Here is a 26,051-nt window from a genome sequence, read left to right on the forward strand (position 1 = left end):
GGCCTATGTACTACTGGCCTTCGGCGGCTATTATCTGTTGGGGTTGGTGGTCAGCGTAATCATCCTGGATGTAGGGCAGCAGATGACGCACATTTCCAACCAAGCCCGCATTTTCAACCTACTCCCGGAAGCCCGCAGCCGCCTGAACACGGTGTACATGACGGTCGCATTTCTGGGTGCTTCCTTGGGCTCGTTGTCGGGGGCCTGGGCTTGGACCCATTTCCACTGGCCCGGCGTGTGCGGCGTGGGGTTGGCTTTTGGGGGTATGGCGTATTTGCTCAATCGTTTCTACGGCCGCGCCGCAGAAGCTCCGGCACCTGCGTTTTAACCTAGCAAAAAGGCCTTGTTTTATCCAGAACAAGGCCTTTTCGCTAGGTGATGTAGTTGTTTGTGCGCTTACAGCCGGCTCAGGCACACCTTCAAACTGTCGCGCCAGTGCGGTATGGCGAGGCTGAAGGTGGTTTTCACTTTTGTTTTGTCCATCACCGAGTAGGCTGGGCGCGTGGCTTTGGTTGGGTACTCTTCCGTACGGATAGGCACAGTGCGCACGGGCGTATTGCTCAGCTCGAAAATGGCTTGGGCGAAGTCGTACCAAGAAGTCAGGCCTTCGTTGCTGTAGTGGTAGATACCAAACGCCTGGCTCTGGCTCTCGATGATAGTGAGGATGCAGCCAGCTAGATCAATGGCATAGGTGGGAGTGCCGGCCTGGTCCCAAATAACGCGCATTTCCTCCCGCTCCCGGCCGTATTTTAGCATCGTCTTCACGAAGTTGTTGGCGTATTCCGAATACAGCCAACTGGTGCGCAAGATGAAATATTGGCTGGTATGGGCTGGTATAGCTTGCTCTCCTTCCAGCTTAGTAAGGCCATAAATGCTGATGGGCGCCGCTTCATCGGTTTCCACTAATGGCTTGTTGCCGGTACCCGCAAACACGAAATCGGTGGAAATGTGCACGAGTGTGGTGCCATGCTTCCCGCACAATTGCGCCAGATTAACGGCGCCGTCCTTGTTGACTTTGCGGGCTATGTCCACGTCGTCTTCGGCCTTATCTACGGCAGTATACGCGGCGCAATTGATGCAGTAAGCTGGTTTGTATTGCGTGAATACAGCTTGCAGCACGTCTGTATCTAGAATATCGGCTTGCGCTTCCGGCAGGAACACAATGTCCGTTATGCTTCGCTCTCTTGCTACGTGTTGCAGGCATTGCCCTAGCTGACCAGAGGCACCAAAAACAATTATTTTACTCATAGAAGAATGATATAGTGGACTACAGGAGCTTTTGACGTCCATAAGGCGCATTACCTTGGACCCATCTGCGCCGCAATTTAGCCCTTTCATTTAGCCAGCAACCACCGCTTGTTGTTCCGAGCAAAGCGCGGAATCCGGTATTTACTAAACAAGCCAGATTCTGCGCTTTGCTCAGAATGGCAACCAAGCATCAAATGACTGAACTGATACCGTAGTAATTCTTTCTACTTCTATTCCCAACCACCGCCCAAGGCTTTTATTAGTTGGATGGCCGATTGAAACTGGAAGCTTTGCGTCTGCACTGCTTGCCGAGCGGCTTCTAACGTTTGGCGGTCGGCATCTACCACTTCAAAGTAATTGGTAAGTCCGCGGTTGTACCGCTCTCTGGTGAGCAGGCCTGCTAAGCGGGCAGCGCGCAAAGCACGCTGCTGCGCGGCAAGCTGCGCGGCACTCTGCTGCACATCAGCCAGGGCGCTTTCAACCTCTTGAAAAGCCACCAAAGCCGTTTGCTGATATTGGGCCGTGACGGTGGTGGTGCGGGCCCTGGCTAGCTCTTCGTTTGACCGCAGTCGGCCACCGTTGAAGATAGGAATAGCTACCCCAGCACCTACATAGTAGGTGTAGCTGTCGTTGAGACGAGCCAGTTCCCCTAATTGCGCACTCTGCGGACCAATGTAGCCGTTGAGTTGCACGACCGGTAGCCGGGCCAAGCGGGCCGACTCAACCCGGGAATCGGCGGCGGCGAGTAGGCGCTCGGCTTGCTGCAAGTCGGGGCGGCGGGTCAGTAAGGCCGCGGGCAACCCTGACGGAATGGTAGGCACAACGAAATCGGTGGGGCGCGGCGCCAGGATAAAGCTGCTGGCCGGTTGGCCACATACCGTGGCTAAGGCCGCCACGTAGCGGGCCCGTTGGCGCTGCGCCTCTATTCGGCTGGCGTCCACATTGGCCAGTTCGGTTTCGGCGCGGCGCACCCCAATTTCGTTGTCAACGCCCGCTTTGTAGCGGGCCTGCACTAGTTTGAGGTTCTGGACGCGGGCTTCGCGAGTACTATCCAGTACACCAAGGTCGGCGTCGAGGCCACGGATACTGTAGTAATAGCTGGCAGCATCGGTGGTGAGGGTAAGCTGCACGGTGCGCAATTCCGCTTCGGAGGCTTGCTGATCGGCCTGAGAGGCTTGAATATCACGCCGGAGCCGTCCCCAGACGTCCACTTCGTAGCTGACGTTGATGGGAATATAAAACTGCCGCTGCTTTGTGCCAACCACTTGTGCGTTCGGGAATTGTACCGGCCGCAAGGCCGACAACCGGCTCTGGTACGCTTGCGGCGTTAGGGTCACGTCGGGCTTCAGGTAAGAACCGGCTATGCGCACCGCGGCGCGAGCTTCTTCCACGCGGGAGGCGGCGGCGCGCATGCCGAAGTTGCCCGCTACTGCCTGCTGCTCCAGCGCATCGAGCACAGGGTCGTGGAAGAGCGTCCACCAGGCGGAAATGGCCGGCGCTGCTTGCGGTGGCGCTGGTGTAGTAGGTGCCGCAGGCGGGAGAGTTGAAGATCCATTAGGGTCCTGGTTGTTTTGCCAGGCGGCGGGGGCCGCTACCGTGGGCGGCTGGTACTGCGGTCCTCGGACGCACCCAATAAGTGCCGTAGAAACTAGCAACAATCCCCAGCTCCATCGAACAAGTGAAAACCAAGCAGTGAAAAAACTCATGCGTAATCCATCAGCAGCAAAGAACACATAGCAACCCAACTTATTTCCCTGCCCCCTCTCCTACCGGCGACGAGATGCGCGGACGGTCTGGATCGTAGAGACGCTCGGGGGCTTTTGGCGCGGCGGGAGTATCCGGCTTCTTGGCAGCAGCAACTTTCCGCGCTTCCACGGTGCCGCCTTCTTGCAGGGTTTCGGCTGGATTGATAACCAGCATTTCGCCGCCTTCCAACCCTTGCAGTACTTCCACCTGCGCCCCAAAGTCGCGGCCAGCCACAATAGGTTGATAATGCACTTTCTTGTCTTTAATCATTACCACGCGGGTATCCGTGCCACCGGGCACCAATGCATTAGCCGGAATAATGACGCTCGGTGAGGTGCGCGGCAACTCGAACCGGATCTGGCCGAACACACCCGGCCGCAACAACTGCTGCCGGTTCGGAATCTTTACCACCGTCAGCAACGTCCGGGTGTCGGAACTGAGGGCGCCTGCTTCCCTCGACACCCGTCCCCGAAAGGTACGGTTGGTGAATTCCGGCACAATCAGTTCGGCGACCAGCCCCGCTTTAATGCCCGTAGCGTAATTCTGAGGCACATTCACAAAGGCCCGTAGCGTATCGGTCTGCTCGACTTTGAACAGTTGGGTGCCTTCGGCATTGCTGGTTGAAACCAGAGCACCTACCTCTAAGTTACGCTGCGTCACGATGCCACTGAAGGGGGCACGTACTTCGCGAAAGTTGCGCAGGGCCAGGAGTTGTTGCACGGCGGCCTGCTGACCATTGTAGCGGGCCTGCGCTTCATCGAGTTCCTGCCGGGAAATAGCCCCGGGCATATCAACGCTCCGCAGACGGTCGTAGCTGGTACGGGTCAGGGCCAGGTTGGTGCGGGTTTCAATGATCTGTTGGTCGAGTTCGGGCGTGGCAATGCGGGCCAGTAGCTGACCACGTTTTACGCGGGTGCCAATATCCACGTACCACGCTTGCACAAAACCGTTGGTACGGGCAAAAAGGAAGGTTTCGCGGTTGGAAACGGTGTTAGCAGGCAGTTCCACCCGTACGGTATCGGGCGCGGCTTGAGCAGCCTGCACACTCACAACCGGAATGGCATTGGCGGAAGCGGTACTTTCTTTCTCGCGTGCTTGGTTGGCTTTCAAGCGGGGCAGCAGCCCGAGCAAAAACAGCCCACCAAATACCAAGGCAAGCAGTGATATCACCACCCAAAATCGGCGCTTCCCACCCGCTCTCTTGGGGCCGGCATCGTCTGCTTCCAGGTGCTCCGGCGCAACGGGCGGGGCCGGATGGTGGTTGGCAGGCTGAGAAGTTAAGGTGTTGTCCGTTGGTAAGGCCATCGAGAAGGTAGATCTTAAATTCAATGCTAGGTTCTAGTTCTTCCTAATTGAGAAAAGAGCTAGAACCTAGCTTTAGTGCGCGTTATTATGCGGCCACTCGCTCTTGTTGTTTTTCCTGTTTGTGGGCGGAATCTAACTCGCGTTGCTTTAAGTAGCTAAACATAACCGGGACGAAGAACAGGGTGGTGACGGTGGCCAGCAGTAGGCCGCCAATCACGGCCCGGCCCAGCGGCGCGTTTTGCTCGCCCCCTTCCCCCAGACCCAAGGCCATCGGGAGCAAACCAATCGTCATGGCTAGGGCCGTCATCAGGACGGGGCGCAGGCGGGTGAAACCGGCATCGAGGGCGGCGTCGCGCGGCGAGAGGTCCGGCTCTTCGTCGCGCCGTTCGTTGGCAAAAGTTACCAGCAAAATACTGTTGGCCGTAGCTACCCCGATGCACATAATGGCTCCCATCAGCGACGGTACCGAGAAGGTGGTTTGGGTGACGAACAGCATCCACAGAATGCCCGACATTGCGCCCGGCAAGGCCATAATGATGATAAACGGGTCCAGCCACGACTGGAAGTTCACGACCATCAGCAGGTACACCAGCGCAATAGCGCCAATCAAGCCAATACCCAAGCCAATAAACGAAGTGCGCATGCTGTCAACCTGGCCACGAACGGTGATGGTGGTGCCCTTGGGCAGGTCTTTGCGGGCTTCCTCTAAAATCTTGTTCATGTCGGCAGCCACGCTGCCCAGGTCGCGGCCTTCCACGCTGGCGTACACGTCTATCACGCGCTGAATGTTGTAGTCGCTGGCAATGGCAGCGGTGGTGGCGCGGCGGGTGGTAGCGAAGCTGCTAAGCAGCTGGGGAGCTAGCTGCGAAGGGCCGGTAATGCCGATGGTTTTCAGCTCGTCCAGGCTCGACAGTTGGCTGGGGGGCGTTTGCACCGCCACGATATAGTTGACGCCCGTTTTCGGATTAAGCCACTGGTTGGGCGTAGTCTGGGTGCTGGAAGAAAGGTTGACCAACACGTTGTTGGCAATGTCGCGCTGGGAAAGACCGGCCTGTTGGGCCCGCACCCGGTCTACGTCGAGGCGCATTTGGGGCAGGTCGAAGGCTTGGTATACGAAGGCATCGACTACGCCCGGCACCTTCGCCATTTGCTCTCTGATTTTCACGCCAATCTTGTAGTTTGCCTCCACATTCTTGCCGGTGACCTGGATGTCGATGGGAGCAGGCAAGCCGAAGTTGAGCGTTTGGTTGACGATATCAGCCGGTTGAAAGAAGACCTGCAAGTCGGGGTATTGCTGCTTGATGCGCCGGCGGATTTCGGTGATGTAGCCGGCGGTCGGCCCGTGCTCCTCCTTCATCGACACCAGAATCTCGCCGTCGCCGGCCCCAATAACGGGGTTGTCGCCCATCAGCAAGTTCAATGGTATTACGGGCAGACCAATATTGTCGAGTACAAGGTCCAGTTCTTCGGCCGGAATGACAGCTCGAATTATCTTTTCCACTTCCGCAAAACGGCGCTCAGTTTCCTCTAAACGGGTGCCGGTGGGGGCGCGGATGTGCATGCGCAACTGGCCGGCATCCACTTTCGGAAAGAAGTTTTGCCCGATAAACGGGTAGAGGCAGCCCGATCCAACAAACAGCACCGCAAAGCACATCACCACCAACCGGCGGTGGTTCAGCACCCAATCCAGAGCGTCGCGGTAGCCTTCCCGGAACTTCTCGAACTGGTGGTCGAAGGCCTTGTGCACCCGCCATACCCAGCTCTTCTCGATGCTTTTTGCCGCTTCTCTATCGGCGTTGGTGATGCGGTGTTCGTCTTCTTCCTCGGCACTCACCGTGGCGTGCTCCCGCTCTAGCTGTTCGCGGCGGAGTTGGCTGAGCCGGGCTTCCGCTTCACTCACCGAATGTCCGTCGCGTACTTGTTCGGTGGGCAGATGCGCCGCCCCTTCGGCGTGGTAAATGGGCAATTCTTTGCGCAACAGAAACTGCACCATGGTAGGCACCAGCGTCCGGGAAAGCAGGTAGGAAGCCAGCATGGCAAAAATCACGGCCATAGCCAGCGGCGTGAAAATGTACGACGCCACCCCCGACAGGAAAAACACCGGCACGAACACAATGCAAATAGCCAACGTAGCCACCAAAGCGGGCGTCGCAATTTGCTGGGCCCCGTCCAGAATCGAGCGTTTCAGCCCCTTCTTCATGGCCATGTTGCGGTGGATGTTCTCGATTTCCACCGTCGCATCATCTACCAGAATTCCCACCGCCAACGAGAGGCCGCTCAGCGTCATGATATTAAGCGTCTGGCCGAGCAGCTTCATCACCACAATGCTGACCAGGATGGACAGCGGAATACTCAGAGCAATAATGAGCGTAGAGCGCCACGACCCGAGGAACAGCAGAATCATGAGGCCCGTAAGAGCCGCCGCAATGCAGGCCTCGATGATAACGCCCTTGATGCTGGCCCGCACGAAAAACGACTGATCAAATAGCAGCTTCAGGTCCAGGCCCTGCGGGGCGTTAGCCAGCACGTTGGGCAGCGCTTCCTTGATGCCTTCAATAACATCGAGCGTGCTGGCACCGCCACTTTTGAGGATGGGTACGAAGGCCGTGCGCCGGCCATTCTGCCGCACAATGTTTTGCTGCACGGCGGCGCCTTCGTGCACGAAAGCTACGTCGCGCACATACACGGTAGCCCCATTTACCTCTTTGATGGGCAAGTCGTTGAGGGTAGCAATGGCCTCAGGGCTGCTGTTGAGGCGCACATCGTATTCGCGGCTGCCAATCTTGGCCGTGCCGGCGGGCAGAATAATATTTTGGGTGGTAATAGCTGTCACCACATCATTGGCAGACAAGCCTTTGCCGGCCAGCGCGCCGGGGTCCAGGTCCACCATAATCTGCTTGGGCTTGCCGCCGTTGGGCAGCAGCAACGAGGCCCCTTTCACGATGGCCAAGCCCGGCCGGATGTAGGCGTTGTTGGCATCGTAGAGGTCGGATTCGCCCAGCGTTTCCGACGACAAGCTGGCCTGGGCAATTGGCACATTGGAAGCCGAGTAGCGGATGATGTTGGGCGGGGTGATGCCCGGCGGCATGGTCCGCAAAATGCTTTGGCTGATGGCAGTCAGCTGGGCCACCCCGGCCGCGGGGTCGGAGCCGGGCTGGAAGAACACTTTGATGATGCCCACGCCCTTCAAAGCCTGGGACTCCATGTGCTCGATGTTGCTGACGGTGGTGGTATAGGCTCGCTGGTTGACCACCAAAATGCGCCTGTTCATGTCCTCGGCGCTCATGCCTGAGTAGGTCCAGACCACTCCGACCACAGGAATATTTACTTCCGGAAAAATGTCCACCGCCATGGTGCGAATGGTCATGATGCCGCTCAACAAGATCAGCAGGGCCATGACCACAAACGTGTAAGGACGCGCCAGCGCCAAACGAACTATCCACATCAGCAAATAGACTTTATACGGTCAAAACTCCTCGAATCAATCCAACCGAAAACTATCCTAAACCAGAGAATAATTCAGCCCCAGAATAATTCTTTTCGAGAGCATAGTCGGCAACTAGCTTTTATAGAGGCTCCGTAACCCCCAAGGTTTAACTGGGAAGTTTTCGGGAACCTTGATAATGACAGTATCAGGGTAGTTGCGTTGCACCTGCTTGCCGAGAAAGCGCTGCTGACAATACGCACTTCGGCCCATAGTAGCTGACGCTAAACCCGTTTGTTTTTGTTGGCCTCCCCAAAACAAAAGAGCCGCTCTGCTAGCAGAGCGGCTCCTGAGTAAGTGAGTTAGGCAGGCGGCCTCTTGTTCTTGATGGGCTGGAAGCGTTGCTCCCGCGGCTGCTTTTCACTGAGGTAGCGCCAGTAGCGCAACGGAATATGGCGGCGGTGCAACTTCATATTCTTGCGTTCCGGAATGTTGACGTGGTCGAAATACGACTGCCAAAGCAACTTGAACAGCGGCTCCCGTTCGTCGAGCACCGTGGCCGATATATCAGTGTTGCGCTGCGGGGCGGTGGTTTCAAACTGTACCACGTCGGTGCGCTGGAGGTCGTAGTAGAGGCCGTAGCGGCGGCGCTTGTCGAATATCAACCAACGTTGGTCGGCGTAGCGCTTGGTGAAGTGGGGCGCAATAAGCGGCAGCACGTCGAAATCCGGGTCGATGGTGGCGTGAAAGAGGTTGTCACTAGTTTTCTCGAAGCGCACAAAAGCCTCCATGCGGTGCTTCTCGCGGAACATTTGCTGCGCGATATGCGCCACGCGCCGCACATTGTCGTCGGCGTAATTTTCCGAAATGTCGCGGGCGGAGCGCATGGCTAAGTCAGCGTAGCGGAAGATCAGCAACTCCCGGTCGGGCTGTTCACTCAGGAACACATGATAGAGCCGTGCCCGGGCCTCCTTGTCCAGGTGGTGCAGCAGGCCGTCCCATACGCGGGTGGCCGTGGCTTCATGGGTATCAATTTGAACGGGCTGGGCGAACAGTCCGCCTTGCACTTCGCCCAAGGGCTGGATGCTGTTGGGAGCCGCCTTTCGGTCGTAAACCGCGAACAGCACCGTCAGCAAACCTTCAAACGTACCGTCGTAGGCGTAATCCAGCGGCGCTTTGGTTAGCGCTGGTGCCGTGGGGCGGGGCGTAGCGGAAGCAGCGGCAACAGTCGCTTTTGGGCGGTTGTAAGGCGTAAGCGAACGGCTCATGACGGGTGGGCTAAGGTATAGAGCAGGTACGAGAGACTAGATTTTTTGCACCTGCGGCTGCCCTTGTCCTTGTAGAAATTCCAGCAGCAACTTGTTTACGGCTTTGGGTTCTTCTTGGTGGAGCCAGTGGGTGGCGTGCTTGAAATAGGTTAACTCGCCTTTGTCACACATGGTTAGGCTCAAGCGCCCCAATTCGGGTTCCAGAAAGGCATCCTGCTGCCCCCACAGCAGCCGTACGGGCACTATAATGCGGCCCACCCTGCCTACTCGGCGCGATTTACGAAACGCCGCCCGGTACCAATTAATCATAGCGGTAAGGGCTCCTGGCTGCGACCAGGCTTTTATGTACTGTTGCAAGTCGTAGGAAGAAAAGGTTTCCGGCTGACTGGTGCCCCGCAACGATTCGCGACCAAACCGATACTCTTTCCGCCGAAACAGCTTTTCTGGTAGCCGTGGCAACTGGAAAAAGAAGATGTACCAACTTTTCAACAACTGCCGCGGTGTTTTGCGCAACGACTTGCCTAGCACTGCCGGATGCGGCACGTTCAGAATTGCAACCTGTGCTATCCGCGTCGGATAGCGGGAAGCCAGCCACCAGGCCACCGCCGCCCCCCAGTCGTGGCCGATAATTACCGCCTTGGCCTGACCTGCCGCATCGAGCAAGCCGATAATATCGGCGCCTAGCTTGTCTATCCGGTAGTTGGCCACGCCGGTCGGCTTCTCGCTGAGGTTGTAACCGCGCTGGTCGGGTGCCCACACGCGGTAGCCGGCTTCGGCCAGCGCCGGAATTTGCTTGCGCCAGCTATACCAGAATTCCGGGAAGCCGTGCAGCAAGACAACCAACGGCCCATTGGTGGGGCCACACTGGACCACATGGAGCGTGATGCCATTGGTACGGACGTAGTGATGCTCGATTTCGAAAGCCATGCTACGACGTACCCCACAACCCGGCACAGGGTTATTGCTCAGCTACAAACCTTTAAGCACTTCAAGCCGCCTCCGACTGCTGCCGGGCCTGCGCCGCATTGGCATGGGCTGCTTCGCGGTGAAGCTGCTGCACAATTGGTAGCAGGTCCGCAAGCTTACAACAGCAAGCAATACGGGCCACTTTGGTGGGTTTCAACGCTTCGATGGAGGCAGCCGACGCGTCGGCGGCGCGATGAGAGATGGTCATGGTAGAAGTTGGTTAATAGTGGTTTGTTTTCAAGCGGTTATGATAAGAACAAGCTGTTTTTTATTCCTGTCAACGCCCGAGGCACTTACCCCTACTCCCTCAGGTCCTAAGAAGCCTGAGCGAAAAGGTCGAGTTGCTGGGTCACAAGGGCCGACCGCACCGAACCCGCGCCAAATAGAATCTGGCGCCGAATGGTTTGCTCGTCGTAATCACGCTTCTCCAACGCCTGCCCGCGGCAGGTAAGGAAAAACTTAGCGCGTTTCAGCACCACGCCAAACTTGTGCAGGTGGTCGAGGGTGATGGGCGCAAACCGGCGAGCGGCCACAATGCGCTTCGCCGACCGAGCCCCCACGCCGGGAATGCGCAGAATCATTTCGTAATCAGCGGTATTGACGTCCACCGGAAACACGTGGCGGTTGCGCAAGGCCCACGCCAGCTTGGGGTCCACTTCCAGGTCGAGGAAAGGGTGCGCGGGGTCCAATATCTCATCAGCCTGAAAACCGTAGAAGCGCATCAGCCAATCGGACTGGTAGAGGCGGTGCTCCCGGATCAGTGGTGGCTGCGTCACCTGCGGCAGGCGGGCATCATCGGTGACGGGAATGTAACCGGAGTAGTACACGCGCTTCAAGCCGTAGCCTTTGTAGAGCGAGTCGGTCAGGTTGATGATTTCGAGGTCATTCTCGGCCGAAGCGCCCACAATGAGCTGCGTGCTTTGGCCGGCCGTGGCAAACTGCGGTACTTTCTTGAAAAGCGCCTTCTCTTCCTTGTTTTTGGTGATGCCGTCCCGAATCTGGGCCATCGGGGTCAGAATCTCCTCGTAGTTCTTTTCCGGCGCCAAGTTCTGCAAGCTCATGTCCGAGGGCAGCTCGATGTTGACGCTCAACCGGTCGGCGTACAAGCCCGCTTCCTGAATCAACTCTTCCGAAGCACCCGGAATGGCTTTCACGTGGATGTAGCCGTTGAAATTGTGCTCGGTGCGCAGCTTCTTGATGATGCGTACGAGGCGCTCCATCGTATAGTCAGGCGACGAAAAAATACCGGAACTTAAGAACAGCCCCTCGATGTAATTACGACGGTAGAAGTTCATGGTCAAGTCCACTACTTCGTCCACGGTGAAGGCGGCGCGCTTCACATCGTTGCTTTTCCGAGACACGCAATAGGCGCAGTCGAAGATGCAATGGTTGGTAAGCAGGATCTTAAGCAGGCTTACGCACCGGCCATCCTCGGTGTAACTGTGGCAGATGCCCATTCCTTCCGCATTGCCGAGGCCCTTGGATTCGTTTTTGCGCTTGCCACCGCTGCTCGAGCACGATACGTCGTACTTCGCGGCGTCTGCCAAAATGCTTAGCTTTTCCTGAATGCGCTGGTCGTTCATCGGGCTGGATCTGGGCTTAAAAATAGGGGCTTGTGCTGAAATATGCACTATACCTCAAGACTAATTTCATTGGAAATGTTCCGCAACAGCGGAGTATTTCTCTAGTAGAATCAGACAAATTCTTTGTCCTTCCGACGCAGGAGGAATCTGAGTACGGTCGTTGAACAAGCTAATCCAGGTTCCTCCTGCGTCGGAAGGACAGGCGTGTTTTTACCACCGTTTCAGCGGCTTTTTGCAACGATTTGCGTGCGGAAAACCACCTTGGAACACTGTAACTTGCATGAGTTGGATTCTCTCTTATGAAGTATGTGGTTTTTTTGTGGGCGTTCTTGTGGCTTGCGGCTCTGCCTGCACTAGCCCAGACCGGTGTGCCCCCCGATACCACCCGTATAATCGAGCCCACCGACACTGCCAGCCGCCCCGCCGTCAGCACCGACTCCCTGCGGCGGCGCTTCGACCAGGAGCGCTTGCTCAACGGCCTCAAGGCCTATACCAAGCGCAAAACCATTGCCGGCAAAGCGGCGGCGGTGCTTTTCAACTTCACCCCTCGCCGCGAAGACCAAGCGGGCCTCGATGCTGCTCTGCTCGACCGCCAATACGACCGGCACAATTACAAAATCGTCCGGCGCATCAACATTAAAACCCTCACCGCATTCGGCTACAGCATTTCCGACACCACCCGCACGCCGCGCAACATTTTAGAGAAAACCGGCAATGCCTTGCACATGAAGACCTCCCGGGCCCGGGTACGACAGGTGCTGCTGTTTAAGGTGGGCAGGGAATTGGAACCGCAGGCCCTGGCCGAATCCGAACGTTTGCTGCGCCAAACCGATGAACTCGTTGACGCGCGCGTGTTCGTGAACGAGCGCACCAGCACCGCCGACAGCGTGGACGTGGAAATCGTCACCAAGGACGTGTTCAGCTTGAGCGGTTCGTTGGAAGTACGCGGGGTCGGGGCGGCGGCTATCGGGCTCCGCGACCAGAACTTTCTGGGCCAGGGGCATCAGTTCCGCAACCGCTACGAGTTTGGGCGCAACCAGCCCCAATCGTGGAGCTACGTGGGCAGCTACCGCATTCCGTTTCGCAACTTTCTGTACGGCGAGGCCCGCTACCGCAACGAGTATCAGAATCATTCGAGCGGCATTACGTTCAGCCGGGATTTCTATTCCATTAACACCAAATACGCCGGGGCGCTGTCGCTGAACTCCTACCGCTACCGGCTGGTGCTCAACCCGCCCCCCAACGGGCAGGAGCCAGACTACTCCCCCATCAGCTACACCAACCAGGATTTGTGGGTGGGCCGCTCCTTGCCACTGCGCAGCTACGACCTGGGCTACGAAAACCCCGGCCGCATGATTCTGTCGGCGCGCTTGTTGCGCACCAATTACTCGGTTCGTCCCAACGCCGATTTCCTAAATGCGAGTGCCTTGCTGGGCACTGTTGGGTATAGCGTGCGGCGCTATTACAAAGACAAATACTTGTTTGGCTTCGGGCGCACCGAGGACATTCCGACGGGTACGTTGCTGAGTGCCACGCTGGGCTACGAGCTCAACGACCAAGACAACCGCAACTACTACGGCGCCCGGATTTCGACGGCCAACTACAGTCCACGCAAGGGCTACCTGTATTTGAGTGGTGAGTTTGGCTCGTATATGCGGCCGTCGACTGGGGCCTGGCAGCAGGGCTTGGTGAGTACAGAAGTGCTGTATTTCACCCGCCTCTACCACGCTGGCAACTACCAATGGCGGCACTTTCTGTGGAACCGGTCAGCCATTGGGTTCAACCGCCTCTCCAGCGACCTGCCGCTTTCTATTGAAGGCGAAAGGGGCCTACGCGGCTTCAAGTCGGCCAGCGACTTACGTGGTACCAGCCGGCTAGTGCTCAACTACGAAACCACGGTTTACACGCCCCTTTCGTTTCTGGGCTTTCGCTTGGCCGGCGTAATCTTCGCCGATATAGCCTGGCTCAATACGCGCTCCAAACGGGTGATGCCCATCCACGAGAAGCCTTACACTGGCTTCGGGGTTGGCGTGCGCTTCCGCAACGAATACACGCCCATCCGCGCCTTTCAAATTCTGTTTGGCTACTACCCGCGCGGCCTCACCACCGATAGCGGCTACCGTATCTACGAAAGCTCCCGCCCCTACTACGACTTCAGCGACTTTAGCTTCGGCCAGCCTGGGGTAGCACGGTACGAGTAGCCCAGCGGGGACCTTACCCCCAGCGCCTCGCCAAAAAGGGAAATTAATCCCAGAAGATTAGGCCTAGTTTTAGCTTTAGTTAAACAACAAAAAAGCTCGCTGGAGTATCCGGCGAGCTTTTTTGTTGCTAAGAAAATAGAAAGCTAGTTCCCCTTTATTGGCGAGGCGCTAGGGGATGAAGTCCGGCTACCGTCGGTTGATGGCGTTCAGGTCTTCGAAGGCTTGTTTGAGGCGCGCCACGAAAGTTTCTTCGCCTTTGCGGAGCCACACGCGGGGGTCGTAGTATTTCTTGTTCGGGGAATCAGCACCGCTGGGGTTGCCGATTTGACCTTGCAGGAAGCCTTCGTTTTTCACGTAGTAGTCTTTGATGCCTTGCCACAGCGCCCACTGCAAGTCGGTGTCCAAGTTCATTTTGATGGCGCCGTAGCTGATAGCCTCCCGAATTTCCGCTTGGCTGGAGCCCGAGCCGCCGTGGAACACGAAGTTGATAGGCAGCGCTTCGGCAATGTTGTGCTTCTGACGCAGGAATTCCTGCGAATTGTGCAGGATTACGGGTTGCAGCTTCACGTTGCCCGGCTTGTATACGCCATGCACGTTGCCAAATGCTGCCGCGATGGTGAAGCGGGGGCTGATTTCACTTAGTTGCTCGTAGGCGTAGGCTACCTCTTCGGGCTGGGTGTAGAGCTTGGAGCTGTCCACGTCGGAGTTGTCCACGCCGTCTTCCTCGCCGCCGGTTACGCCCAGCTCGATTTCCAGCGTCATGCCGATCTTGCTCATGCGCTCTAAGTAGCGCTTGCAGATTTCGATGTTCTCTTCAATCGGCTCCTCCGACAAGTCCAGCATGTGGGAGCTGTAGAGGGGCTGGCCGTACTGGGCGAAGTGCTTTTCGCCAGCGGCGAGCAGGCCGTCAATCCAGGGGAGCAGCTTTTTGGCGGCGTGGTCGGTGTGCAGAATCACGGGCATGTCGTAGAGCTCGGCCATGAGGTGCACGTGCTGCGCGCCCGAAATAGCGCCAGCAATGCTGGCCCGCTGGTCGCCGTTAGGGATAGTTTTGCCGGCGAAGAACTGCGCGCCACCGTTGGAAAACTGAATGATAACCGGCGAGTTGACAGCGGCGGCCGTTTCCAGCACGGCGTTCACCGTGTTGCTGCCCGTCACATTGACGGCCGGCAGCGCAAAGGCATTGGCCTTCGCCACTTGGAACAGGGCTTGCACTTCGTCGCCGTGCAGGACGCCAGCCCGCAGGCCAGTAAGGGTTTGTTCAGCCATTGATTTGAGAAAAGAATATAAACGAGAAAATGGGGACTCTACGTCAGCCAGTTGTCTTTGCCGGCCCGGAGCTATTGCCCCTGTTCTCTTGCCAGCTACGGCCCCAAGTTAGGGGCTGCCAGCGTACAAAAGAAAGAAAGTCGAAAACTACCCTCATATAATCCACTGCCCAGTATAAGCTGTACGCTCGCGCTAGTGGCCTATATCTGGTAAGTGGGCAGGTCGCACATTATCTCGTCGGCGGGTAAGCTCACGGTAAATTCGGTGTACTGCCCTTCCTGCGTATCAACCATCAGGTTGCCTTTGTGCATCTTCGTGATGATGTCGTAGCTCAGCGAGAGCCCGAGGCCGGTGCCCTGGCCGGTAGGCTTGGTCGTGAAAAAGGGCTGGTAGATTTTCGACACGATATTCGCAGGAATGCCGGTTCCGTTGTCGCGCACCACAATATGTACTGCGTTGCTATAGCGGATGGTGCGCACCACCACTTCGGGTTTGTAGTCTTTGGATTCCTGGGTTTGCCGCTTACAGACGGCATAAAACGCGTTGTTGAACAGGTTGAGCAACACGCGCCCCATATCCTGCGGCACAACTTCGATCGGGCCCAAGTCCGGATCGAAATCGGTGGTTAGCTTGGCACTGAAAGTAGGATTTTTGGCCCGCAACCCTTGGTAGCTTAGGCGCATAAACTCGTCGGCCAGCGCATTCAGATCCGTGAGAGCCCGCTCGCCCGTACCGATGCGCGCGTGCTCCAGCATACCCTGCACAATGGCGCCGGCCCGGTGGCCATGGTGGTGGATTTTCTCTAACACTTCCGTCAGTTCGCCCACCAGGTCGCAGGTAAAGGTTTTCTGGGGCGCTGCCAGCACCGGCAGCATCTCTTCTTTCAACTCCGACAGCAATTCGGTGGCCACTTCCGAGAAGTTCTTGACGAAGTTGAGTGGGTTCTGAATTTCGTGGGCGATGCCGGCGGTCAGCTCACCCAAGCTGGCCATCTTTTCCCGATGAATCAATTGATTCTGGGTGGCTTGCAGATTATGCAGAGTTTTTTGGAGGGCGGCGGTGCGCTGCTGCACCTGGCGCTCCAGCGTTTCGTTTTGCTGCGCCAGCAACAGTTGTTTTTCCTGCTGCTGCGCCAGCATCTGCTGCGAGAGGGTCCGCACCTGATTCAGCTTGATTTCCAGCAAGCGGCTCGCCCAAGCAAACTGGCGCGTCAAGTACAGCGAAATAGCCAACACCGGACTCAGAAACACCGGAAAGGTAAGGATGGTCCGCAGTGGCAACGACATTACCTTTAGCTGAAGCAGCGTTTCGTTGTACCTGCTGATAAAGCCGTAGAGCAGCAGCAGCACCAAAGAAACGGCAAACCCGGTAGCGATAATACCGGCCGCCTGCTTGGTTTGCTGCAAAGCCCCCAGTGTTAGCCGCAACTGCTCGGCCGTAACCAGCAGCATAAACCCCACAGTCGGGTACCAGCTGAACTGATTGACAAACGTGAGCAGCCCCAAACTCAGGAAATTAGCCGCCCACAAGCCCCAGTAGATGAACCCGAGCGGCACATTAAACAGGCTATACAGTGCCCGCACCACTAGGATTCCTCCCGTTTGCAGGCACACGTACGAAAGAATATCAACCCCGATTCGAGTATCCAGGCGGTGCACCTCGTCCAGGAAACCCGTACAGGCAAAGCTGATGGCACCGGCCAAGGTGTAGAGAGTAAAAAAGTAGTTGGCGCGCTGCGCCGGATTGTAGAGGTAAAAGGCTAGGTGCAGAATGCTCAGCAGCAAAAAGGCCCCAAAGAGCAGCATGTCCGACGTTTTATAAGTGGCTTCCAGTTGATTGCTTTGCACAACCTGGGTGAGCCCCTCCAGCCGGGCCTGAAAAAACAAGGGCACAAAAAAGTCGCTGAACAAGGCGAAGCGGGGCCAGGTGGCAAAGCGCACGGCCAGTACCTGCTCGTCCTGCTGGCTTAGTTGCAATTCAATCGGCTCGTCGTCGGGCCAGTAGGGTCGTACTTGGTTGGGGTCGGAGCTAAGCGTGCCGTACTGGCGCAACAGGCGCCCGTTGAAGTAGATTTCCGAGGCGGCATATTGACTGATGCGCAGCACTAGAGCTTGCTGCCGCAGGTCAGGATTAACCCGGAAACGCAGCCGCAACCATCCCGTGCCAGCTTGTTGTACCTGGGGCAGTTGGTGCAGGCTGAGCGTTGGATTAATAGGCTGCCACTGCTGCTCGTTGGTGCTTGGCAATGCCCAGCGCGGGTTGTCGCCGGGGTGGGACCGCCAGCCTTGGTCGAGCAGAATCCCTTCGGCGGGCATCTGCTGCAAGGTTATTGTTGGGGTGGCGTTAGTTTGCGCCAATGCTATTCTGGTTGTTAGCAGAAAAGTTAAAAGCAATAGAGATAAAGCTTTCATAGGCGCACGGAAATACACTAGCAGTCCACTCTCAAGCCGTCCAGAAAACCTACGCTGCAAAACTTACCAATCAACTTTAGCTAGCAGCATGCGCACACCAAGCGACAAGAGAAGCAGAAATGCGCAGCCGGTTTCTCAGTATAAATATATCATTCTACGATATAACTTATCCTCCTTTCTGCAAACAATGTATTGGGTGGCAACAAACTAGGTAAATCCACGGCAATGCTTCTGCTAGTTATCAAATGCAAACACCTGCTTCTTTTCACCCTTGTCGCCTAAAGGTGAGTTGTGCCAGGCGACGCTTAACCGCAGGGATGAACGCGCCCTTTTCTTGCTGAGGGAGGATGCGGCGGGGTGCAGCTCACAAAGGAAGTCGTGTAAATTGGGGCCGTTCTTGCCTACCCGGCCCTTGCGGGCTGCGTGCTACTGGCGTTTCCGTCGTCTTCCTGTTTTCACATATATGCCCCTGAAACTATCCCACTTGCTTTCACTTTTGCCGCTACTAGCCGCCGCCCCGGCTCTGGCGCAAAATGCGGCCCTCGATGCTCGCATAGCCAAGCTGGCCCGTCAGCAGGAAAAGAGCGTGGTGGCTTGGCGCCGCGACATCCACCAGAACCCGGAGCTTAGCAACGAAGAAAAACGCACCGCCGCGCTGGTCGCCGACCATTTGCGCAAGCTCGGAATAGAGGTGCAAACCGGCGTGGCCCGCACTGGGGTAGTCGGTATTTTGAAAGGGGGTAAACCAGGCCCGGTAGTAGCCCTGCGGGCCGATATGGACGGTTTGCCCGTAACCGAGCCGGCCGGACTCGCCTTTGCGTCCACGGTGAAAGCGCAGTACAACGGCCAGCAAGTGGGCGTGATGCACGCCTGCGGCCACGACTCGCACACCGCCATGCTGATGGGAGCCGCCACGGTGCTGAGCGAAGTGCGGAAGGATCTGCCCGGCACGGTGAAGTTTATTTTCCAACCAGCCGAAGAAGGCTCCCTGCCCGGCATGGTGGGCGGCGCCCGCCTGATGGTGCAGGAAGGCGTACTCGACAACCCCAAAGTAGACGCCATCTTCGGACTGCATGTGAGTGCGCAGCGCGAAGTAGGCACCCTGGAATACCGCTCGGGGCCGGAAATGGCTAGCTCCGACGTATTTACCATCAAAGTGAAGGGGAAGTCGGCCCACGGTGCTACCCCGTGGCTGGGCGTGGATCCGGTGGTGGTGTCGGCCCAAATCGTGCTGGGCTTGCAGTCCATTATCAGCCGCCAAACCGAACTAACCCAGGATGCCGCCGTGTTGACGGTGGGCATTATGCAAGCCGGGGTGCGCAACAACATCATCCCGGAGCAGGCCGAAATGGCGGGCACCATCCGCACCCTCAGCCCCGAAATGCAACAAAAAGTGTGGGCCGCCATTCGGCGTACGGCCACCAACATTGCGGAAAGCGCCGGTGCCACGGCCGAAGTGGATATTGTCAATTACGCGCCTGTCACCATCAACAACCCCCGCCTGACCGAGTTAATGCTGCCTTCCCTGCGCACGGCAGCCGGAGCCAGTAAGGTGCGTGAAACCAAAGCCTCGATGATAGCCGAAGACTTTGCCTGCTACCAGGAGAAAGTACCGGGCTTGTTTGTGTGGCTCGGGGGCATGCCCGTCGGTGGCGACCCGGCCACGGCCCCGCCGCACCACACGCCCGGCTTTCGCATCGAAGAAAGCGGCTTCACGCTCGGCGTCACGACGCTGGCCACGCTGGCCGCCGACTACTTAACCAAGAAGAAGTAGCGCCGGGCAGCGCGCCACGCCCGGCGCCGTATAAAGCGGCAGCTATCTTTGTTGCTTTTCCTTTCTTACCCCAACACCCTATGCAGCTCGGCGACTACAACGAACTGGAAGTGGCCCGCGAGGTCGATTTCGGCATGTACCTGACTTCCGACGACGGCGACATGCTGATTCCGCGCAAATACATTCCCGAAGGCACCCGCGTCGGCGACGTGCTGCGCGTATTCGTGTACCGTGATTCGGAAGACCGCCTGATTGCCACCACCTTAGACCCACTGGCCAAAGTCGGCGACTTTGCGGCCCTGACCGTGCGCGATGTGACGCCGCTGGGTGCCTTTCTGGATTGGGGCCTCGAAAAAGACTTGTTCCTTCCCTACCGCAACCAGCGCCGCAGCCTACGGGTGGGGCAGCGCGAAACCGTGTACGTGTACCTCGACGACACCTCGGACCGCATAGTAGCCACCGCCAAATGGGAGCGGCAACTCCCCACCGACCTGCCTTTCCCCGGCCGCGTGGGCGACGAAGTACGCTTGTTTGTGGCCGACGAGACGGACATGGGCTACAAGGTTATCGTCAACGGCACCCACCAAGGCCTGCTCTACCACAACGAGGTGTTCCGCCCCTTGCGCCTCGGTGATACGCCCACGGGCTACGTGCGCCAGATCCGGGACGATGGCAAGCTGGATATCAACTTGCAGCGCGTAGGCTACGACGAAGCCCTGGCCGCGGCTGATACCCTGCTGGAAGCCCTGCGCAATGCGCCCGACGGCAAGCTGCCCCTCGGCGATAAGAGCGAGCCCGACGATATTTACCGCCGCTTGGGCATGAGCAAGAAAGTGTTCAAGAAGGCTTTGGGCACGCTGTATAAGCGCGGGGAAGTGCAGCTTTACCCCGAACACACGCAATTGGTGGCAAAGGGGTAAGGCCAAAGTCAGACCGTCCTGCTTGCTTTAACGTCCGCTTGCGGAAGCACAACGGTCAATTTAGCTTCTCTGCTGGGCGGTGGGTAGCTATTAGTTTGGGAAGCCATTAACTTGCCGCTACGATTTCCAACCGTAGGCTACCTGATGCTTTCTACCACCTGGCACCGCTTTCTTGGTATCCGCCCCGAGGAGGGGAAGACGGTCTGGCTGTTCTTCCTGCACAATTTCCTGCTCGGCATCGGCACTATTCTGGTTTACGTGTCGGCCAATGTCATTCTGCTCGAAAACAACCCCGAGCGCAACTTGCCGCTGGCCTACGGCGTGGCTGCGCTGGCCCTGATGGCCGTGGGCCAGGTCTACACGTACTTCGAGCACCAATTGCAGTTGCAGCAGTTGGCCGTGCGCGTATTGCTGGCCGTGATGGTGTTGACCGGGGTGTTGGGCGTGCTGGTGGTAGCGGGGAATTCGGTGGCGGCAGCCGTGGCCATTATGGCCGGTTACCGCATCATTTACCTGCTCACCAACCTGGAGTTTTGGGGCGTATCGGCGGTGGTGTTTGATGTGCGCCAAAGCAAGCGGCTCTTTAGTCTCATCAGTTCGGGCGACATGCCAGCCAAGGCCTTGGGGGCTGTGCTGGCGGTGCTAGTGCACGGCCACACCAATTTGCTGTTCTTGCTGCTGCTGGCGTTTGGGGCGTATGGGGGCGCGTTGCTGACGTTGCGCACCACGCTGGCCTCGCACGTAGTGGAAGCAAAATCGGTGGCGCGGCGGCAGCGGCAACAGGATACCACGTCGATGTTGCAACGCTGGTTCGGCAACAGCCAACTGGTGCTCTCGATGTGCTTGAGCATGCTAGCAGTAGCCGCCGTCACGACGGGCGTGGAGTATTCGTTTTTCGTCAACGTTAAGCACAAATTCCACGACCAAGCCACGCTGATGCAGTACCTGGGTACTGTGCTGGCCCTCATGTATCTGCTGGCCATGGTGTTCAAGGTGCTGCTTTCGCAGTTTACGCTCGAGCGGATGGGCATCCGCCGGATGCTGCTGACCTTGCCAATTTTGGTGTTGCTGGGGATACTGGTGTTTGGGGGGTTGCGCTACACGGCAGCCTCCGACTCCGTAATGCTGCTGTATTTTTGCGGGCTGTTCTTGGGGCTGGAAGTGCTGCGGCGGGCGGTTTTCGACCCGGTGTTTCTGGTGTTGTTTCAGGCGCTTTCCGCGGCCGAGCGGCTACAGGCGCACACCAAGGCGAAGGGGTTTTACGAGCCGCTGGGTATGGCTTTGGCAGGCTTCCTGTTGTTTGCCCTGCACGATTTACCCGCACTAAACGAGTGGCTGCCCTTTGTTTGGATGGGCTTGTTTGCGGCCGGCGCGCTGCTGTTTCTGCACCGCACCTACGGCCACTACCTCGCCGAACTGCAACACGCCGTCAGCCGCCGCTTCACCGATGATACCGAGGTTCTTTCGTCCGGCGTAGGCTGGCACCAGCCGGCCCTAGCCGATACCGACCAGGCACCCGAAGTACTCAACACCGAATATATCCACCAGCTAGTCGTCGCCTTATCCGATCGGACGCAGCGCCGCCAGGCCATGATGCGCCTGGTGCAGGTAGGCGAACCAGCGGTGCCCTTGCTGGCCGAAACTCTGCGCGTTGCCACGCAGGAAGTGCAGATACAGCGGCTGGCGCAAGTGTGCAGCCACATTCGGACGCCCGCCAGTCGGCGGGCGTTGGTGGCCTTGGTGCAGCAACCTCGCCTGTTTGGGCGCGAAGCAGCCCTGCGGGCCTTGCGCACCTTCGACCAAAATCCAGCTGATGCGCCGGCGTTTCAGGGGTTGGTGCGCGAAGAGTTGCAACTCGCTCAGCAGTTGCTTCACGGCCTCACCAAGGCCCCTATCGAACTCTGTCAGGCCCTCGACTATGAGCTAACGAGAGTGCAGCAACGAATTTTTAGTTTACTGTTGCAACTCTACTCGCCGCAATTCATTGCCGATGCCCAGCGCGGCGTAGCACACGCCGCCCGCGAGCGGCAAGCCAATGCCCTCGAAATCCTCGACAACATCATTCCCCGCTCGCTCTACCAAGGCCTACAAGCCCTGCTGGACGTGCTGCCGGTATCCGACAAAGTTCGCACCTTCGACAACTTGCTGGGGGTGCCCGCGGTGCCTGTTGCAGTGGTGCCGCTGATTGTTTGGGAGGGCGAAGTCGCCTTTTCCGACTGGACCGTGAGCGTGGCCCTGCGGCATTGGCACCCCGAGCCGGGCACCGTAGCGCAGCTGCTGCCTCACTTGGATAGCGGCAGTCTACTGGTGCGCGAAAGCGCGTTTGCCGTGCTCGAGCAGTTGGCGCAGCAGCAACCCGCCTTGCATCAGCAGCTCGTAAGTGAGTATCCCATTGTAGCCTTCCAACTTATGGACCATCACGCTGCCGCCGGCCACATTTCCGCCCAAGAGCGAGTGCACGTGCTGCACCACACGGCCTTATTTGCCGAAACTCCCGAAAACGTCCTCAGCAGTATCGTTCCCATTATGAAGGAAATAACCTTCCGTGAAGGGCAGGAAATCTTTGCCAAAGGCGACTTGGGCACTTCCCTCTTTATCGTTTACGAAGGCGAAGTAGGCATTTTCAACGGCACCCAACAGCTCGCCACGTTCAAGAAAGGCGACTTCTTCGGAGAATTGGCCCTGCTCGATGCCGAGCCCCGTTCTGCCACTGCCGTAGCCCACGGCCCCGTAGTAGCCTTCCGCCTCGACCAAGAAGATTTTTACGACGTAATGGAGGAGCGTGGCGAAGTGCTGCGCAACGTGCTGCGCGTGCTGTGCCAGCGCCTGCGTCGCCAAAATGAAAAGATGCAGGTGTCAGGGTGAAGTCAATTAAGAACAAAGAATTGGCCGTGCAGCCATCCCTAAAGGGTGCTACACGGCCAATTCTTTGTTCTTAATTCCTAATGCTTAATCAACTTCTCACGCCACCACCTCATAGGTCATCATGGGCTTGGCCTTGTTCTTCAGCTTTAGTTCGCCTACGGCCTGGCACTGAAACGATTCTTTTACTTTCTGATAAATGGCTTCCGTGACAATGATTTGGTTGGGCTGGGCGGCACCTTGCAGGCGCTGGCTCACGTTCACGGTATCACCAATAACGGTATAGTCGAGGCGGCGCAAAGAGGCCGAGCCGATGTTGCCGCACACCATTTCGCCGGTGTTGATACCGATAGATACCTGAGGTTGGTAGCTGGTGCCATCGGGCAGGGTGTTTTGCTGGTTCTGGATGAGGGTACGCACCGACAGAGAAGCATCAATAGCCCTGTCTAAGTGAAATTCGCCCCGGAACACGGCCATCACGGCGTCGCCCATAAACTTGTCGATGTAGCCGCCCTGCGCAATAATTTCCTTCACCATCTGGTCGAAATAGGTGTTGAGCAGCGTGACCACCGTGTGGGCCGGCAACACTTCCGAGAGGGCCGTGAAGCCACAGATATCAATGAAAGCCACAGTGGCTTCCACGGTTTCGCTGGCCATCAGGCGGTCCTCGAAACCGGGACGGGCCATAAAGTTGATGACCGTCTCGTCGACGTACATTCGCAGAATGTTGTTTTCCTGAATAGCCCGTAATGTCTCGCGCAGTTGCTGCACGTGGCTGGCGGTTTTCTGCATCGTCACTTCCAAGTCCGCGAAATCAACGGGCTTACACACAAAGTCGAAGGCACCCCGGTTCATGGCCGTCCGGATGTTTTCCATATCGCCATAAGCCGATACCATCACCGTTTTCAGCACCGAGTTCAACTCATGAAGCTTGGTGAGCAGCGTCAGCCCGTCCATCACGGGCATGTTGATGTCGCTGAGAATAATATCCATATCCGGGTTGTCGCGGATGCAGTCCAGCGCCTCCTGCCCATTGCCGGCGAACTTGAACTCGTACACTCCCTCCCGAATCTGCCGCCGGAACTTCTGCTTGATCAGCAGTTCTAAGTCGGGCTCATCGTCTACTACCAGGATTCTTGTTTTCATAGCTTATCCTCCAGCGAGAACAGTTTTTCTTTAAGGGCCGCAAAATCTACGGGCTTGGTGAGGAAGTCGTTGGCGCCGAGCTGCATGGCTTGGCTGTAGCTTTCGGTGTCGCCGTAGGCCGTAATCATCATCACCAGGGGCGGGTTGGGCGGGGGCGCGGCGTATTCCTGCTTGACGCGTCGGAGCAGTTCCAGCCCGCTCATGCCGGGCATGTTGATGTCAGACAAAATCAGCACCACTTCCGAAACGTGGCTGTGCAAATAGTCTAGGGCTTCCTCGCCCGAGTAAGCAAACGAAAAGGCGAATGCGCCGCTGCGAATTTCTCGCCGGAACCGCTGCTCAAATAAGGTGCGCACGTCCATTTCGTCGTCGACAACCAGTATTTTCATTTCTATTGAATTTTAAATGCTCGGTGTGTGGTCGTGTGGTGCTGAGGATTCATCCCGTAGTTCCGGCATCGTTCCAACGCCGGAACAACAACGGCCTGCCGTGTAGAAAAGTAGCGCGCAACTTTGGTTTCATGCACAATTCATTCATTGATGTTGCGGTTTTGTTGCGCCAAGTTTTAAGTTGCAGGAAGACGCATTAGGCAGTGAGGGGCAGCGTAACAACGAATTCGGTGCACTGGCCTTCCTGGCTTTCCACGCTGAGCGTGCCGTTGTGCCCCTTAGTGATGATGTCGTAAGACAGCGAAAGGCCGAGCCCGGTGCCTTCGCCGGTGGGCTTGGTGGTAAAGAACGGCTGGAATATTTTCTGCTTCACCTCCTCGGGGATGCCCATGCCATTGTCGCGCACCCGGATTTCAATGCAGTCTTCGCCCTGCTTCGTGCTGACGGTGACGGTAGGCTGGTAGTTGGGCTCCTGCAACTTCTGGCGCTGCTGCACGGCATAAAACGCGTTGGTGAGCAAGTTGAGCAGCACCCGCCCCACGTCCTGCGTAATAACTTCAATCACGCCAAGGCTGGGGTCGAAATGAGTGGTGAGGGTGGCGTTGAAGGTTTTGTCTTTGGCGCGCAAGCCGTGGTAAGCCAGGCGCAGATACTCGTCGCAGAGGGCGTTGAGGTCGGTGGGGTGCCGCTCGCCGTTGCTGGCCCGGCTGTGTTCGAGCATACCGCGCACGATGCTGCTGGCCCGCTGCCCGTGGTGGGTGATTTTTTGCAGGTTTTGCTTTAAGTCCGCGAGCAATTCGCTTTCCAGCTCCGGGTCCCGCGTGGGTTTCTGCTGCTCATCTTCTAACTCCTGCAACAGCTCACTCGACACTTCCGAGAAGTTGTTGACGAAGTTGAGCGGGTTCTGAATTTCGTGCGCAATACCGGCCGTTAGCTCGCCTAGGCTAGCCATTTTTTCGGCCTGAATCAGTTGAGCCTGCGTGGTCTTCAATTCGGTGAGCGTGTAGCGCAGTTCCTCGGCCTGCTGCGTAAGGGCGGCCGTTCGCTCCGATACTAGCCGCTCGAGTTCGGCGTTCTGCGCTTCTATTCGCTTCTTGTTTCTTTCTTCTTCTTCGCGGACCAAACGCTCGGCTTCCAGGTTTTTTTTCTGGCTGCGGGCAATCAGCCCGAAGGTTATCATCCAAATAATAGAAAAGCCCTGCGTCGTTTGGAAAGCCTCATCGTACGCCTCAGATAGGTCGGTATTTAATAACAGCGCAGCCAGAAACTCGAACAGGGAGTACAAGGCGAATGGCGCTATGGCCAGCAGCAGCGTGCGGGCGGGCCGGTAGTCGCGCACTTGGATCAGCATAGCTGCCGCGGCCCCAAACACGAGCAGCCAGTAGGCCTCGTTGAGCAGCTCACTCTTGATTTTGAAAATAGCGGCCAACACAAACAGCAGCACGCCCGGCACCCAAATCCTTTTCAGCAGGAAGTCCCAGCGGGCTGAGCGAACAGGCAAATTCAGGAATTTGCTTACCCCCCGCGCTATCCCAAAGG

At 57.4% G+C, this 26,051-nt stretch carries 17 protein-coding genes and 1 pseudogene; 5 read left to right on the forward strand and 13 right to left on the reverse strand.

The genetic code is table 11. The annotated features are described in order from the left end of the window. Positions 1-328 (forward strand): annotated as a pseudogene (locus ACFE7X_RS21440) (MFS transporter); the annotation flags it as partial. Positions 329-396: 68 nt separating this feature from the next. On the opposite strand, the gene rfbD reads toward ACFE7X_RS21440, so the two are convergent. The 8 genes from rfbD to ACFE7X_RS21480 all read right to left on the reverse strand — a co-directional run bounded on the left by rfbD (position 397) and on the right by ACFE7X_RS21480 (position 11,540). Next, complete coding sequence (gene rfbD / locus ACFE7X_RS21445) at positions 397-1,338, reverse strand: dTDP-4-dehydrorhamnose reductase (protein WP_375437735.1); 942 nt, start codon at positions 1,336-1,338, stop codon at positions 397-399. 140 nt (positions 1,339-1,478) lie between these two features. Continuing rightward, positions 1,479-2,954, reverse strand: a complete 1,476-nt coding sequence (locus tag ACFE7X_RS21450; RefSeq protein ID WP_375437736.1) for an efflux transporter outer membrane subunit — start codon at positions 2,952-2,954, stop codon at positions 1,479-1,481. A 40-nt stretch (positions 2,955-2,994) separates the two neighbouring features. Next, positions 2,995-4,299, reverse strand: a complete 1,305-nt coding sequence (locus tag ACFE7X_RS21455) for an efflux RND transporter periplasmic adaptor subunit (RefSeq protein ID WP_375437737.1) — start codon at positions 4,297-4,299, stop codon at positions 2,995-2,997. Between the two features lie 85 nt (positions 4,300-4,384). Further along, complete coding sequence (locus tag ACFE7X_RS21460) at positions 4,385-7,744, reverse strand: efflux RND transporter permease subunit (protein WP_375437738.1); 3,360 nt, start codon at positions 7,742-7,744, stop codon at positions 4,385-4,387. Between the two features lie 341 nt (positions 7,745-8,085). After that, positions 8,086-8,991 (reverse strand): TIGR03915 family putative DNA repair protein, encoded by a 906-nt coding sequence (locus tag ACFE7X_RS21465; RefSeq protein ID WP_375437739.1) that lies wholly within the window; start codon positions 8,989-8,991, stop codon positions 8,086-8,088. A 36-nt stretch (positions 8,992-9,027) separates the two neighbouring features. Then, positions 9,028-9,918, reverse strand: coding sequence for an alpha/beta fold hydrolase (locus ACFE7X_RS21470; protein WP_375437740.1), 891 nt, complete (start codon positions 9,916-9,918; stop codon positions 9,028-9,030). 61 nt (positions 9,919-9,979) lie between these two features. Further along, positions 9,980-10,165 (reverse strand): hypothetical protein, encoded by a 186-nt coding sequence (locus ACFE7X_RS21475; protein ID WP_375437741.1) that lies wholly within the window; start codon positions 10,163-10,165, stop codon positions 9,980-9,982. A gap of 106 nt (positions 10,166-10,271) precedes the next feature. Beyond that, a complete protein-coding gene (locus ACFE7X_RS21480) occupies positions 10,272-11,540 on the reverse strand; it encodes a putative DNA modification/repair radical SAM protein (protein ID WP_375437742.1) in 1,269 nt (422 codons plus the stop codon). A gap of 299 nt (positions 11,541-11,839) precedes the next feature. Between ACFE7X_RS21480 and ACFE7X_RS21485 the strand changes: the two genes are divergently transcribed. Further along, complete coding sequence (locus ACFE7X_RS21485; protein ID WP_375437743.1) at positions 11,840-13,741, forward strand: hypothetical protein; 1,902 nt, start codon at positions 11,840-11,842, stop codon at positions 13,739-13,741. Positions 13,742-13,927: 186 nt separating this feature from the next. Here the strand turns inward: ACFE7X_RS21485 and fbaA are convergent, their stop codons facing one another. Both fbaA and ACFE7X_RS21495 read right to left on the reverse strand, forming a co-directional pair. After that, positions 13,928-15,010 carry a class II fructose-bisphosphate aldolase gene (fbaA, locus tag ACFE7X_RS21490; RefSeq protein WP_375437744.1) on the reverse strand — a complete coding sequence of 361 codons (1,083 nt, stop codon included), beginning with the start codon at positions 15,008-15,010 and terminating at the stop codon, positions 13,928-13,930. Between the two features lie 200 nt (positions 15,011-15,210). After that, complete coding sequence (locus tag ACFE7X_RS21495; RefSeq protein WP_375437745.1) at positions 15,211-17,421, reverse strand: ATP-binding protein; 2,211 nt, start codon at positions 17,419-17,421, stop codon at positions 15,211-15,213. A 463-nt stretch (positions 17,422-17,884) separates the two neighbouring features. On the opposite strand from ACFE7X_RS21495, the gene ACFE7X_RS21500 reads away from it, so the two are divergent. The 3 genes from ACFE7X_RS21500 (at position 17,885) to ACFE7X_RS21510 (ending at position 22,980) form a co-directional block, all read left to right on the forward strand. Beyond that, positions 17,885-19,195, forward strand: coding sequence for an amidohydrolase (locus tag ACFE7X_RS21500; RefSeq protein ID WP_375437746.1), 1,311 nt, complete (start codon positions 17,885-17,887; stop codon positions 19,193-19,195). Between the two features lie 80 nt (positions 19,196-19,275). Further along, positions 19,276-20,115: a S1 RNA-binding domain-containing protein gene (locus ACFE7X_RS21505; protein WP_375437747.1), complete on the forward strand. Its 840-nt coding sequence runs from the start codon at positions 19,276-19,278 to the stop codon at positions 20,113-20,115. Positions 20,116-20,259: 144 nt separating this feature from the next. Further along, the gene (locus ACFE7X_RS21510; RefSeq protein ID WP_375437748.1) at positions 20,260-22,980 is read left to right on the forward strand and encodes a cyclic nucleotide-binding domain-containing protein; all 2,721 of its coding nucleotides are present in this window, start codon (positions 20,260-20,262) and stop codon (positions 22,978-22,980) included. A 96-nt stretch (positions 22,981-23,076) separates the two neighbouring features. On the opposite strand, the gene ACFE7X_RS21515 is transcribed toward ACFE7X_RS21510, so the two are convergent. From ACFE7X_RS21515 to ACFE7X_RS21525, 3 genes are all read right to left on the reverse strand, one after another. Then, a complete protein-coding gene (locus ACFE7X_RS21515) occupies positions 23,077-24,123 on the reverse strand; it encodes an adenylate/guanylate cyclase domain-containing protein (protein ID WP_375437749.1) in 1,047 nt (348 codons plus the stop codon). After that, positions 24,120-24,512, reverse strand: coding sequence for a response regulator (locus ACFE7X_RS21520; RefSeq protein ID WP_375437750.1), 393 nt, complete (start codon positions 24,510-24,512; stop codon positions 24,120-24,122). Before ACFE7X_RS21520 ends, ACFE7X_RS21515 begins: the two co-directional genes overlap by 4 nt. A 196-nt stretch (positions 24,513-24,708) precedes the next feature. Next, positions 24,709-26,051 (reverse strand): sensor histidine kinase (locus tag ACFE7X_RS21525; RefSeq protein ID WP_375437751.1); only part of this gene is annotated, 1,343 nt, incomplete at its 5' end.

The organism is uncultured Hymenobacter sp., from assembly GCF_964242765.1.
Taxonomy (GTDB): domain Bacteria; phylum Bacteroidota; class Bacteroidia; order Cytophagales; family Hymenobacteraceae; genus Hymenobacter.

Bases quoted from the DNA above. Each gene is read 5' to 3' on its own strand.
- ACFE7X_RS21495 (WP_375437745.1), bottom strand. From the start codon at position 17,421: ATGAAAGCTTTATCTCTATTGCTTTTAACTTTTCTGCTAACAACCAGA.
- ACFE7X_RS21455 (WP_375437737.1), bottom strand. From the start codon at position 4,299: ATGGCCTTACCAACGGACAACACCTTAACTTCTCAGCCTGCCAACCAC.
- ACFE7X_RS21460 (WP_375437738.1), bottom strand. From the start codon at position 7,744: ATGTGGATAGTTCGTTTGGCGCTGGCGCGTCCTTACACGTTTGTGGTC.
- ACFE7X_RS21475 (WP_375437741.1), bottom strand. From the start codon at position 10,165: ATGACCATCTCTCATCGCGCCGCCGACGCGTCGGCTGCCTCCATCGAA.
- ACFE7X_RS21465 (WP_375437739.1), bottom strand. From the start codon at position 8,991: ATGAGCCGTTCGCTTACGCCTTACAACCGCCCAAAAGCGACTGTTGCC.
- ACFE7X_RS21515 (WP_375437749.1), bottom strand. From the start codon at position 24,123: ATGAAAACAAGAATCCTGGTAGTAGACGATGAGCCCGACTTAGAACTG.
- ACFE7X_RS21500 (WP_375437746.1), top strand. From the start codon at position 17,885: ATGCCCCTGAAACTATCCCACTTGCTTTCACTTTTGCCGCTACTAGCC.
- ACFE7X_RS21450 (WP_375437736.1), bottom strand. From the start codon at position 2,954: ATGAGTTTTTTCACTGCTTGGTTTTCACTTGTTCGATGGAGCTGGGGA.
- ACFE7X_RS21505 (WP_375437747.1), top strand. From the start codon at position 19,276: ATGCAGCTCGGCGACTACAACGAACTGGAAGTGGCCCGCGAGGTCGAT.
- rfbD (WP_375437735.1), bottom strand. From the start codon at position 1,338: ATGAAAGGGCTAAATTGCGGCGCAGATGGGTCCAAGGTAATGCGCCTT.
- ACFE7X_RS21510 (WP_375437748.1), top strand. From the start codon at position 20,260: ATGCTTTCTACCACCTGGCACCGCTTTCTTGGTATCCGCCCCGAGGAG.
- ACFE7X_RS21485 (WP_375437743.1), top strand. From the start codon at position 11,840: ATGAAGTATGTGGTTTTTTTGTGGGCGTTCTTGTGGCTTGCGGCTCTG.
- fbaA (WP_375437744.1), bottom strand. From the start codon at position 15,010: ATGGCTGAACAAACCCTTACTGGCCTGCGGGCTGGCGTCCTGCACGGC.
- ACFE7X_RS21480 (WP_375437742.1), bottom strand. From the start codon at position 11,540: ATGAACGACCAGCGCATTCAGGAAAAGCTAAGCATTTTGGCAGACGCC.
- ACFE7X_RS21470 (WP_375437740.1), bottom strand. From the start codon at position 9,918: ATGGCTTTCGAAATCGAGCATCACTACGTCCGTACCAATGGCATCACG.
- ACFE7X_RS21520 (WP_375437750.1), bottom strand. From the start codon at position 24,512: ATGAAAATACTGGTTGTCGACGACGAAATGGACGTGCGCACCTTATTT.